Here is an 11,776-nt window from a genome sequence, read left to right as displayed (position 1 = left end):
ATTCCAAAATCTGCATTTGGGGGTTGCATATTGGAAAGTTCTGGTCTATAATAAGCAACATCAAGAGAAACATATAAAACATATCAAGTTACTAGGAAAGGAGAAACCAAGATGACAGTATCAGTTAGAACAATGGAAATGTGTTGCACCATGAAGATGGAGAAAGAGGCCATGTGTTGTTGCTGTTGTTGCGGCTCCATGATGATAGATAGAAAATAAAATAGAATTTCAGACATATGCGTTTATGTGACAAGAACAAAGAAGTTTTTTGAAACAGGTATTCGGATATGAACCTGTTATTTTTTTACCTTTTTTTACTAAAAATGAGACAATTCGGAGGAAAATAAAATGAGTGGATGCGGATGCAGTTTTTCAGCAGTAGAGGATGTTAAGGAAGAAGTGAAATATACAGATGAGCTTGCAGATCAGTTTGCAAAAGAAGTTGGAGTTGATCCAAGACCTAATGAAACTTTAGTAGAGATTGATGAGAGAGGCGCATTTATCAGACAGCCAAATGCATTTATCCAGCCATTCGGTGACGAAGAGGGCGACTTAAAAGCAGAGGCTGGCCGTTACGGAATCTACTGGGCCACAGGATGTAACTGGTCAAACAGACCGATCATTGTAAGAGATCTTCTTGGACTTCAGGATGTGATCTCAGACACCAGAGTAACTCATTCCGGTGAGACAAACAAATACGGACACGCTTTTGGTGATCAGCCAGGATTCAAGGATCCGAAGACAGGAGCTTACTTCCTCAGCGAGTTTTACAAAAGAGCAAACCCGGATTTCAAGGGAAGAGCAACAACTCCAACCCTGGTAGATATCAAAGAAAAGAAAGCTGTAAACAATGACTATCATCGTCTTACCAATTACATCGAGGTTCAGTTCCGGCCGTTCCAGCCAAAGGATGCGCCAGATCTTTACCCGAAGAAATTCCGTAAGGAGATTGATGAATTTAACGACTGGCTGTTCCCACATGTAAATAACGGACATTACCGCATGGCATTCTGCCAGTCCCCGGAGGCATATGATGAAGCTTACGAAGATTTTTATGAATCACTTGAAAAACTGGACAAGAGACTGGAAACAAACCGTTTCCTCTTCGGAGATTACATTACAGACAGCGATGTCCGCGCTTATGTTACCCTGGTCCGCTGGGATGTAAGCTACTATCACAACATCGGACCTGTGAAAAAACCAATCCGTGATTATAAGAACATCTGGGGGTACTTAAGAGAGCTTTACCAGATTCCGGCATTCCACCATGGAAGTGATCCGCAGGTTCTGGCACTGGAGGGACCGAAAAAGAAGCTTGGAGAAGTTCTTTTCCGCGGATACAATGAGCGGATCCTTGCCAAAGTTGATTTCGAAAAGCTTTGGGCAGATGATGGAGAGAGAAGAAAGCTGAGCAAGACTCCAGACGAAGTATTCCTTCGTCATCCGGAAGGTGAGACCTACGAGGACTATGCAGGACCGATTTCCAAGACCATCTGGAACAGCCCGAAATGGGAAGACAGAAATCCGAAGAATGGAACTTTATCTGTGGATGCGTCTATTAATCCATTGAAGGGACTTCTGTAAGAACGAGGGAAAGGCTAATATCAATGATTTTGGAAAATCATTTGAGAAATAGGCGGTATCAGAATGATAGAAAAGCAAAACTGAAAAACAGGGCTTTCTATACAAGATTAGACGAGAGAGGAAAGATATTATGAAAAATTTAAATAAAATTACAGCAGCACTCCTGGCAGGAGCATTAGCCGCAAGTCTTACAGGCGGCGCAGCAACCGTATTTGCAGATTCAGATGTAACAATTGTCAAAGGTGTAACAAGCGGTTCCCTGGCTCCTTACTTTTATGTTGGAGACGACAATGAACTTACAGGTGTAGATATCGATATTGTGAAAGAGGTTTTTAACCGTCTTCCCCAGTATGAGCTTCAGATCGATACCGCAGATGCACTGCAGGGCGTTATCAGCGGTCAGTATGATATTGCGATCAACAACTACGGCTATACAGATGAGAGAGCAGAGTCCTACTACTTCTCTTTCCCATACAAAACAAGCTTTAACGAGTACATCCAGCGAGCTGATGATGAGCCCCTTACCTCTCTTCAGGATCTGGCGGACAGAGGATACAAGATCGAGCTGACAGCAGGAAGCCTGACAGCAAATGCCCTGGAGACCTGGAATGAGGAAAATCCGGATCATCAGATCGAGATCGTGTATGATAACACCAATTTCCAGGTTCGTTATCAGAACATTGTAGACGGAGTTACAGATGTGGCAATCGATGATGGCCCGCTGATCGACAACCTTCTTCCAAACTTTGGACTGGAAGGACAGCTGGTTCCAAATCCCATTGATGACGAAACCCAGGAATTCCTTTTCCCACAGAACAATACCTATTTCCTCTTTGGAAAAAATGAGGAAGGCGCAGCTCTCCGTGATGATGTAGATGCAGTTCTCAAAGAGATGAAAGAGGACGGAACATTGGCTGAGATCACCGAAAAATATCTTGGAAAAGACACCAGCCCGGATGAGAAATATTTCGAAGAGACAATTAACTAATAAGAAAAAGTTCGGGAAGGAAGCAGTGTGATAAGTTTCCTTCCCGAACGGACATATCGCCATATATGAAGAAAAATACAGGAAAATGAGGGAGAAAAGTCATGGTGGAAATTTACCGTATCGAAAAAGGGGCGGAGGCCTGGAAATATAAAGCTTATGATTATGTGAGGACAGACGCCTTCTGCGTGGGACAAGGGATTCCCATTGAGTTTGAGTTTTCACATGACGAGAAGGAAGAGGAACTTCAGGCAGTACTTCTTGTGGAAGACCACAAGCCAGTGGCTGGCTGCCGGATCGCTTTTCCCGACGAGAAGACCGGCAAGATCGAACGTGTCTGCGTAGTGCGGGAGAAACAAAAAGGCGGTTATGGCAGAATCCTTATTGGAGAAGCTGAGAAATGGCTGAAAGAGTACGGCGTAAATCATATTGTGATCAGCAGCCAGGACCGCGCTGCTGGTTTCTATGAGAAGCTGGGATACAAGCTGAATCCGGATGTGAGCCCGAATGTGTATGACAGACATCATGAGGACGAGGGCAAAAAACAGGAAGCAGAAAGCCAGCCGGAAAAGCCAAAGAAGCCTATTCCAGGTCTTGGATTTACCTGTGTACTGGTTGAGAAGTATTTGTAAAAAGTGTGTCGCTGTGAACAGTAACACCGATCGGGCATGAATGAATAACCGTATAGCAGTTGCTGCTAAAAATTCAAGCTTCATGCTAAAATATAACTTGTAGGAGAAAAATCATGGGAAAATTATTTGACGTATCACTTGTATTCACATCCATTCCGGAATTGTTGGAAAAATTACCGATCACCCTGGAGCTGGCATTGCTTTCCATGCTTCTGGGACTGATCCTGGGACTGGTGATGGCGATTATTAAAATGCGAAAGATCAAAGGACTGACACAGTTTACCAACCTTGTGATCTCCCTTTTACGAGGAACTCCTGTAATTGTACAGCTGTATGTGGCATTCTTTGGAATTCCTATGATTTTTAAAGCAATCAATCAGAAACTTGGAACAAACCTTGCAGTAGCAGACATTCCCGGAATTGTATATGCAATGGTTGCACTGGGACTGAATCAGGCCGGATTTATGGCAGAGATCATCCGATCAGCACTTCAGTCTGTGGATAACGGACAGATTGAGGCTGCACATGCCCTTGGAATGACTTACCCACAGGCACTTCGCAGAATCATTCTTCCAGAGGCAATTGAGGTGGCACTTCCCACATTGGGAAATTCACTGATCAGCATTATTAAGGGAACTTCATTGGCTTTCACCTGCGCGGTTGTGGAGATTACAGCACAGGGCCAGATCATTGCCGGAAAAACATACCGCTACTTTGAGGTATATATTTCACTTGCAATTATTTACTGGGTGATCACCCTGATCATTGAGCAGGGCATCCGCATTATTGAGAATAAAATCCGTATTCCGGATCAGGTAGAACTGGTAAATGTGGACGGGGAGGACATTACAAAATGATAAAGATCGATCATTTATCCAAAAAATTTAATGAAAATGTTGTCCTGGATGACATCAGCCTGGATATTAAGAAAGGTGATGTGGTAGGGATCATTGGTCCTTCCGGAACTGGAAAATCCACACTTCTCCGCTGCGTAAACCGCCTGGAAACACCGGAAAAAGGAACCGTCACCATCGGAGAGAAAACCATTGACCTGTCTGAGAAAAAGCCGAAGGATCTTCTGTATCTGAGACAGAATACCGGAATGGTTTTCCAGAGATTCAATCTTTTTGAGAAAAAGACAGCTCTTGAAAATGTAATGGAGGGGCTGATCGTAGTTAAAAAAATGCCGAAGGAACAGGCAAGAGAGATTGCCGTAGAGCAGCTGAAGCTGGTTGGAATGGCGCCATGGGCGAACCATTATCCCAAGCATCTTTCCGGTGGTCAGCAGCAGCGCGTGGCTCTGGCCAGAGCCCTTGCAATGAAGCCCCAGATCCTGCTTCTGGACGAGCCGACTTCCGCTCTGGATCCGGAGCTGGTAGGAGAGGTGCTGGACGTAATCCGTAAAGTTGCAGCCCAGGGATACACCATGCTTCTTGTTTCACACGAGATGAACTTTATCCGCCATGTGTCCAACAGGGTGATCTTTTTGGATAAGGGACATGTGGTGGAGGATGGCACACCGAAGGAAGTATTCGAAAATCCACAGAATCCGCGTACACAGGAGTTCTTTAGGAAAATGAACATCATGGCTCAGCCGGAGTACATCATCTAAGCGGGCGTAGCACGATTAGATGATGCCTACGCAGTAGCGCAAGCGGAGTTCGCGGTTCCCGTCTTACACAGGAAGTTGGAAAATCTAAAAGGAGAATAAAACAGCTGTGGTCTAGCAGCTGTTTTTGCAGTTGATATGAGAAAAAATGAAGAAATCGCAAAAGTATTTGAAAAGCTGGTCTCCATTGATTCCCCATCATTAAAAGAGAGGGAAATGGCAGATTATTTAAAAAAATTGTTTGGAGAGATTGGTGTCGAACTGGAGGAGGACAACAGCCAGAACATAACCGGTTCCAATGCAGGAAACCTTTTTGCAAGACTAGATGGTGAGATTGGCTCCACACCTCTCCTTTTGGGGGCGCACATGGATACGGTAGAGCCATCCAGAGGGAAAAAAGCTGTTTTTCATCCAGATGGTACTGTCACAAGTGACGGAACCACAGTCCTCGGTGCAGACGACCTTGCAGGCGTGACCGCAATCTATGAGGCAGTCCGTTACCTGAAAGAGCAGAACCTTCCGCACCGAACCATAGAAATTCTCATTACAACTGGCGAAGAACTATATTGCAAAGGTGCCAATGCCTTCGATTACAGCAAAGTCCAGTCAAAAGAAGCCTACGCCCTGGATCTTAGTGGAAAAATCGGCGCAGCCGCCTATGCAGCTCCTACGCTGATTTCATTTGAAGCAAGGGTACAGGGAAAAGCAGCCCACGCCGGTTTTTACCCGGAAAAGGGAATCAACAGCATTCAGGCAGCAGCCAGAGCCATTGCCCGTCTTTCCCAGGGCAGGATCGATGAAAATACAACCGCCAATGTCGGTCTCTTTTCTGGAGGTACTGGAACCAACATTGTGCCGGAAGCCTGCACTGCAGCTGGGGAGATCCGCAGCCTGAATCATGAAAAAGCAATGAAGATTCTGAGCGAGTACCATCAGATTTTCCAGGAAGAGGCAGAGAAATCTGGCGCAGAATTAAAATGGGAAGAGAAGCTGAATATTATCGCATACGAAACTTCTCTCAGTGGAAAAACAGCCCAGAATTACCGAACGGCTGTGGAAAAGGCCGGACTTACCCCGGAATTTGAGAAAACCTTCGGAGGAAGCGACAACAATGTATTTGCCCAGCACGGGATCGAAGGTCTGGTGATCGCAACGTCCATGAATCAGGTGCATAGCTGCAGCGAATATTGCAGCATTCCAGAAATCAGACAGGTGTCGGAAATTCTGGTGAATTTGTGCGAAATATAAATTGAGAAAAGAATATTTTTACAAGATACCCCTTGGGCAGAGCCAATGAATAAGGAAAATCTGCTTAAGGGGTATTTTATAAATTAGAAATTATAGATAGCCTGGAATGTATGGGAAAATATGGATAGAGGAAAATACAACCCGGACTATCATTTGTGGTAAGATTCTTGTATAATATTATGAAAGTCAGAACTGCTGCGTGAAATTATGAACAACTGTGATCTTTGAACAGCGCGAAGGGTACTGCTGGGGAGGACGTGAACAGCAGTGCATCACTCTATAGGGGAGGAGGAACATACATATGGATAAAGATGTTCCGGTTTCCGTCTGGCCAGAATGGAAACTTGTAGAGAAAATAGGGGAAGGCTCTTTTGGAAAAGTATATAAAGCGAAGCGGACAGAACGGGGCCGTTCTTTTTATTCCGCCATCAAGATCATATCAATTCCAGGAAATAAAGGGGAACTGGACAGCGTACGGTCTGAGATGAATGACGAACAGTCGACCAGAGAGTATTTTCGCAATCTGGTGGAGGACTGTGTTCAGGAAATATACACCATGGAGCATTTTTGCGGAAATTCCCATGTGGTTTCCTTTGAGGATTTCAAGATCGTGGAATACTTAGATGAAATTGGCTGGGACATTTCCATACGAATGGAATATCTTACCAGCTTTATGGATTACTGCACAGGCAAGGAGCTTACGGAGAAGGAAGTGATCAAGCTTGGCTGTGATCTTGCCATGGCGTTGATCTACTGCCGGAAGCTGAATATTATCCACCGGGATGTGAAGCCGGAGAATATTTTTGTATCCAGATTTGGGGACTTTAAGCTGGGAGATTTTGGAATTGCCAGGGAACAGGCGCACACCATGAGCAATATGTCCAAGAAGGGAACCTATTCCTACATGGCGCCTGAAATCTACAAAGGGGAGAAGTACGACAGCAGTATTGATATTTATTCCCTTGGAATTGTGCTGTATAAGCTGATGAACCAGAACAGGCTGCCTTTCCTTTCCCTGGATAAGCAGCTGATCACATACCGGGATAAGGAGACCGCGCTGGCAAGGCGGATGGCAGGGGAGAAAATGCCTGCACCATCTAAGGCGAGCGCCGCTTTTTCCCATATTATACTGAAAGCATGCGCATTTGATCCGAAGAAGCGTTACAGAAGACCGGAGGATATGCTCCATGATCTGGAGAGCCTGCGGATTGCTCCTGTGAATGCGGCGAAGGAATGGGAGAAATCCCAGTGGGAGCTGGCAAATGCAGGAGAGCTTGAACGGGATCAGCGCAGGTATGCGCCCAAGGAGTCCGAGAAGGATGAGATGGAGCGGACCCATGTGGCAGCAGAGCCACAGATTGAGAAGATTGTCCGGGAAGAGGAAGCCCAGAATAACAACAAAGCAAAGGCATCCGATGTAAAATCCAGACCAGTCCGGGCTGAGACTCCTGACAGGAAACGCCCAGAGCGGGGAGCAGGGGAACGGGAGCGGCGGATTTCTCCGTGGACGGTTTCCCTTACCGTTGTAGCACTGGCGGCATGTATTATCATTGGTGTTTATATGAAGCTGATCCATGATGAGGACCGCAAGACGCAGAATTCAGAGGCGGTTATGGAAGTGCTGGAGGCGAATGATAACAGCACTGCACAGATTGACGAATTTTCCACTGCCATTCAGACCATTAAGGAGCAGGCAAATACCATTGTAAGCGAACTGTCTGACTGCAAGGAGGTTGGCAAGGAAGGCGACCGTCTTCGCTACTATGACAGCAATGGCAAGCTGGTGAAAGCATTGATCTATCCGGAGACTTCAGAGGACGGCGTTTACGAGGAATATTATTACTGGGATGAGCGACTGTTCTTTGCATATGTATGGACTGGTAATAAGAAGGAATTGTATTACTACGACAAGCGCGGCAAGCTGATCCGCTGGATCGATACAGATGGAACTGTCCATGACAAAGAGAATGACAGTACCGAATACACCAAGCGGGGCGAGAAATACTGGAAGAATGCTCTGGCACAGCTGGATGAATAGAAGGTGCGCGGAGCCAATGACGGAAAGCAGCCGGGAAGCTGTTCAGAAGCAGCTGCGGACAGGCGAAGAGGGATGGAATGACATATCACATTAACTATGCATATACCTGCCATGTAGGTAAAGTGCGGCCAAATAATGAAGACAATTTCTGGTGCTGCGGGGAGAGGCTTCCTGCCAGTAATCAGGGCATAGAGGAAATCCGTACAGGAATCCGGCTTCGGGAGAGCCTTCCAGTGCTGGCTGTTTTTGACGGCATGGGCGGGGAAAGCCAGGGTGAAATGGCAGCAGGGCTTGCTTCTGAGGCGTTGGATACTTTTTACAAGGCCAATAAGGGCATGCTGCGCAAGACACCGGAGCTTTTTCTGCGGGAAGCCTGCCGGGAGATGAACCAGGCAGTTTGCACCTACGGGCGGGAACAGCGGATCAGTGCCATGGGAACCACAATGGCTATGATCGCTTTCGAGAAAAGGGAAGCTCATATCTGTAATCTGGGTGACAGCAGGATCTATCAACTGTCTGGAGCAGATTTTTCCCAGATTTCCAGGGACCATGTGTTAAAGAGCTATCGGTTTGGAAAGGCACCTCTGACACAGTTCCTTGGAGTGGAAGAAACAGAAATGAAGCTGGAACCGTCTATAGAGACATTTCCTTACCAGGATGGCGACCGCTATCTGCTCTGCTCGGATGGGGTGACGGATATGCTGTCTGACAGGGAAATAAAAGAAATTATGCAAATGGAAGGCACGGTGAGAGACCTGGTCCAGACTCTTTTGGAAAAGGTTCTGGAGAAAGGCGCCATGGATAATACCACGATCGTTCTCTGCGAGGTAAAGCAGGATGAGCGGCCGTTACGGACCTGGCTTTTGCAGAACCGAAAATAATATGACGGTCGGATGAACGGACTGTTATATAAGGTAACAAGAATAGAAATGGCGGTGAGTTGTGATGAAAAATCGTATGCAGGATCTTGATTTTGAACAGACAGTGGCATTTGACTCGGTGAGGGATTTTGAATTTACCAGAAGGGCTGCACAGAGATTTCGGCAGGTGGTCAGCCTGGATGGGTTTGAGGACGAGGATGCGGATGTTATTTTTCATTATTTATATAAAGAAATGGAGCTGGTTTCCTTTGGAGACCATCTGAAACGATATATTTATGAGAGAGCCGGACTGGAGGAGCCTTTTGGAGAGGTGCCGCAGGAGGTTTACCGGGATATCGCGGTAGACTCCTTTAAGGAAACATATACCCCCAAGTCTATGAATCCTACTTCCACCAAGCTTCCAGCACTTGTGAACAACTGGCTTACCCAGGCTTCTGTGAAGCGTGAGACGGTATTTTTGCTTGGTTTCGGGCTTCGGATGAGTGCGGAGGATGTTTCAGATTTTCTGACCAGGGTACTGAAGGAGCAGGATTTTGATTTTCATAATCCGGAAGAGGTGATCTACTGGTATTGTTATACCAGACAGCTGCCTTACAGCAAGGCGGAAGAGTATAAAGAAGCGTACAAAACCATGGAACCAGCCGGGGACAAGGGAAAAGTAGCGGAAGTGATCAGCGGTGATTTTACCATTGATACGGAGGAAAAGCTTCTGCAGTATCTGGCGTGCCTGAAGGCTGGCTGGGATGATCCCATGAATGAGAAGAGCCAGGCGTTTCAGGAGTTTTTGAGACTTCTGGGGCATGCGAAGAAGATTATTGCGGCTATGTACCAGAAGGATGAGGAGGAGAAGGGCCGGGATAAGATCTGGAAGCCGGAGAATATTACGCCTTCGGATCTTGAGAAGGTTATTTGCAATGGCATCCCTATCAATCAGATGGGAAATCTGAAGAAGATGTCTGCATCTATTCTTGCCAAGCATTTCAGCCAGAAGCGGTTCAGCAGACAGAGGATCACCAATATTCTGAATCATAAGTTCCCGGTGGAGCGGTTTGATCTTCTGACTTTGGAGTTTTTTATTGTGTCCCAGGAGATGGAGGATGATGATCCTTATGACAGATATCATCATTTTATTGAAGAGGCACAGGGGATTTTGAAGAAGTGCGGGATGAGCGAGATTTATATTGTGAATCCTTATGAATGTTTCCTGCTTATGTGCCTTCTTACGGATTGCCCGTTGGCAGTTTTCTCGGAGATATGGGAAATGTCCTACGAGGAGAACGGGGACGAGGAGTAAGCTGGAGCCATGATATTGTGAAATGGTACCGCATGTAAATGCAGGGAGTTCTATTTCACTGATATCATGGCTCTTTTGTTTTAGAATAAAATAAATTGTTAATAGCTTAACGGTTAAGCTTAATCATTGTAATACAGGTAAATACTGCGGCTGAGCTGGGCGATGGTGGATTGGGCGTCGCCCGCGCTGGTGAGGTTCTGGGAGAGGAAGACGATAACCAGATCGTTTCCGCCCTGGGTGTTGTACAGGATTCCGGCGTCGTTTTCTACATCGGAAAGCTCTCCGGTCTTGTTGGCCACGCTGACGCCCTCTGGCAAGGTGGCTGGAATCTTATTGCTTCGCTGCTGCTGTTTCAGAAGAGCGTACATATCTTCTGCATGGGAAAGAGACTGGGACTGGGCTGTGCCAGCGCAGATCTGATAGATCTCTTTCAGGAATTTTCCACAATCATAGGCTGAAGTGTAATTATCCCCAAATTCATTGCTGGCCAGGAGCAGACGTCCCATAGAAGTGCTGGTGTAACCGTGAGCCTGGCAGAAGCTGTTTACTTTCTGCATACCCGCTGTGCTGTCCCCACCGCCCAGACAGGAAACCAGGCTGTTTGCAGCGTCATTATCACTGACGGTGATCATAGGTGTAAGATAACCGTCCAGTGTAGCAGAACCGTACTGCTGGGAAAGCGCATCGTAATCCTCATAGACAGCCCCCATGATAAAAAGCTTGATCAGGCTGGCAGCCTGCATGGGTGTATCGTTAATGGAAGCTTCGGAACCGCCTGCAAGATCACAGATATAAACACTCCAGGAACCGTTTCCGGTGGGAAGCTGGGAATTGATCTGGGAGATCAGGGTATCCATTTTTTCATCTGATCTGTTGTCAAATGCAGAGCTTCCGTGGGAAGGGGAGATTGCTCCGTCATCAGAGATTTCAGGAGTTGTGTCCGCTTTGGCAGTGGAGTCATCTTTCCCATTGGAATTGTCCTGTGTCTTGGAAGAAGCTGTTTTCCTGGAATTATCTGTTTCTGATGGAGAAGCTTCAGAACCTTTGGAATGAAATTCTGTGGATTGGGAAGAACCAGCCTGTTCTGTCTCTGAGGATTGGGAGGGTCCAGCCACTTCTGAATCGGAAGACTGGGAAGGTCCGATTGTATCCGAATCAGAGGAAGCCTGAGACGGACCGGCACTTTCCTTCTGGGATGGTCCCTGGATGTCCTCATTAGAGCTTTCATTTCCAGAAGCCTCATCTCCGGAAATAAAACCGTCTTGCTGGTCAGCATCGAGATCCTCATCTCCAGAAGTAAATCCGGCAGTTTCATCGCTGTCGGAATCCAGAGCCTGGGAATTCCCGGATTCATTTTTGGCCAGGTACTTATTATTCAGACTGTTTTTTCCAAAGAAAGTGAGATAAAGAATGATGAGAAGCAGTACCACTGCAACAATGCTGAGGAAGATCAGCAGATAAGAAGAGGTGCGCTTCTTTTTTTTATTTTTCATGAGTTCTCCTTT

General features: G+C 46.3%; 10 protein-coding genes. 9 read left to right on the top strand and 1 reads right to left on the bottom strand.

The window, feature by feature from the left end; genetic code table 11:
- Nucleotides 1-348 precede the first annotated feature (348 nt).
- From ACTQ50_RS13795 to ACTQ50_RS13755, 9 genes are all read left to right on the top strand, one after another.
- Nucleotides 349-1,584 carry a glutathione S-transferase C-terminal domain-containing protein gene (locus tag ACTQ50_RS13795; protein ID WP_441484669.1) on the top strand — a complete coding sequence of 412 codons (1,236 nt, stop codon included), beginning with the start codon at nt 349-351 and terminating at the stop codon, nt 1,582-1,584.
- A 130-nt stretch (nt 1,585-1,714) separates the two neighbouring features.
- On the top strand, nt 1,715-2,572 hold the full coding sequence (locus ACTQ50_RS13790) for a transporter substrate-binding domain-containing protein (RefSeq protein WP_441484668.1): 858 nt from the start codon (nt 1,715-1,717) through the stop codon (nt 2,570-2,572).
- A 101-nt stretch (nt 2,573-2,673) separates the two neighbouring features.
- Nucleotides 2,674-3,201: a GNAT family N-acetyltransferase gene (locus tag ACTQ50_RS13785; RefSeq protein WP_441484667.1), complete on the top strand. Its 528-nt coding sequence runs from the start codon at nt 2,674-2,676 to the stop codon at nt 3,199-3,201.
- A 113-nt stretch (nt 3,202-3,314) separates the two neighbouring features.
- Nucleotides 3,315-4,058, top strand: coding sequence for an amino acid ABC transporter permease (locus tag ACTQ50_RS13780; protein ID WP_441484666.1), 744 nt, complete (start codon nt 3,315-3,317; stop codon nt 4,056-4,058).
- Nucleotides 4,055-4,813: an amino acid ABC transporter ATP-binding protein gene (locus tag ACTQ50_RS13775; RefSeq protein ID WP_441484665.1), complete on the top strand. Its 759-nt coding sequence runs from the start codon at nt 4,055-4,057 to the stop codon at nt 4,811-4,813. The genes ACTQ50_RS13780 and ACTQ50_RS13775 overlap by 4 nt, the downstream gene beginning before the upstream one ends.
- Nucleotides 4,814-4,948: 135 nt before the next feature.
- Nucleotides 4,949-6,058: a M20/M25/M40 family metallo-hydrolase gene (locus tag ACTQ50_RS13770; protein WP_441484664.1), complete on the top strand. Its 1,110-nt coding sequence runs from the start codon at nt 4,949-4,951 to the stop codon at nt 6,056-6,058.
- A gap of 301 nt (nt 6,059-6,359) precedes the next feature.
- The gene (locus ACTQ50_RS13765; RefSeq protein WP_441484663.1) at nt 6,360-8,096 is read left to right on the top strand and encodes a serine/threonine-protein kinase; all 1,737 of its coding nucleotides are present in this window, start codon (nt 6,360-6,362) and stop codon (nt 8,094-8,096) included.
- A 77-nt stretch (nt 8,097-8,173) separates the two neighbouring features.
- Nucleotides 8,174-8,977: a PP2C family protein-serine/threonine phosphatase gene (locus ACTQ50_RS13760; RefSeq protein ID WP_441484662.1), complete on the top strand. Its 804-nt coding sequence runs from the start codon at nt 8,174-8,176 to the stop codon at nt 8,975-8,977.
- A gap of 64 nt (nt 8,978-9,041) precedes the next feature.
- Nucleotides 9,042-10,271, top strand: coding sequence for a hypothetical protein (locus ACTQ50_RS13755; RefSeq protein WP_441484661.1), 1,230 nt, complete (start codon nt 9,042-9,044; stop codon nt 10,269-10,271).
- Nucleotides 10,272-10,390: 119 nt separating this feature from the next.
- Here the strand turns inward: ACTQ50_RS13755 and ACTQ50_RS13750 are convergent, their stop codons facing one another.
- A complete protein-coding gene (locus ACTQ50_RS13750; RefSeq protein WP_441484660.1) occupies nt 10,391-11,764 on the bottom strand; it encodes a serine hydrolase in 1,374 nt (457 codons plus the stop codon).
- Nucleotides 11,765-11,776: the final 12 nt, after the last annotated feature.

The sequence above is a fragment of the Blautia sp. Sow4_E7 genome, assembly GCF_052116245.1.
Lineage (GTDB): Bacteria > Bacillota > Clostridia > Lachnospirales > Lachnospiraceae > Blautia_A.
The sequence above is the reverse complement of the archived record's forward strand: the minus strand, read 5'-3'. Positions and strand labels throughout refer to the sequence as shown.

Coding starts and splice junctions, on each gene's coding strand:
- ACTQ50_RS13795 (WP_441484669.1), top strand. CDS start 349: ATGAGTGGATGCGGATGCAGTTTTTCAGCAGTAGAGGATGTTAAGGAA.
- ACTQ50_RS13790 (WP_441484668.1), top strand. CDS start 1,715: ATGAAAAATTTAAATAAAATTACAGCAGCACTCCTGGCAGGAGCATTA.
- ACTQ50_RS13785 (WP_441484667.1), top strand. CDS start 2,674: ATGGTGGAAATTTACCGTATCGAAAAAGGGGCGGAGGCCTGGAAATAT.
- ACTQ50_RS13780 (WP_441484666.1), top strand. CDS start 3,315: ATGGGAAAATTATTTGACGTATCACTTGTATTCACATCCATTCCGGAA.
- ACTQ50_RS13775 (WP_441484665.1), top strand. CDS start 4,055: ATGATAAAGATCGATCATTTATCCAAAAAATTTAATGAAAATGTTGTC.
- ACTQ50_RS13770 (WP_441484664.1), top strand. CDS start 4,949: ATGAGAAAAAATGAAGAAATCGCAAAAGTATTTGAAAAGCTGGTCTCC.
- ACTQ50_RS13765 (WP_441484663.1), top strand. CDS start 6,360: ATGGATAAAGATGTTCCGGTTTCCGTCTGGCCAGAATGGAAACTTGTA.
- ACTQ50_RS13760 (WP_441484662.1), top strand. CDS start 8,174: ATGACATATCACATTAACTATGCATATACCTGCCATGTAGGTAAAGTG.
- ACTQ50_RS13755 (WP_441484661.1), top strand. CDS start 9,042: ATGAAAAATCGTATGCAGGATCTTGATTTTGAACAGACAGTGGCATTT.
- ACTQ50_RS13750 (WP_441484660.1), bottom strand. CDS start 11,764: ATGAAAAATAAAAAAAAGAAGCGCACCTCTTCTTATCTGCTGATCTTC.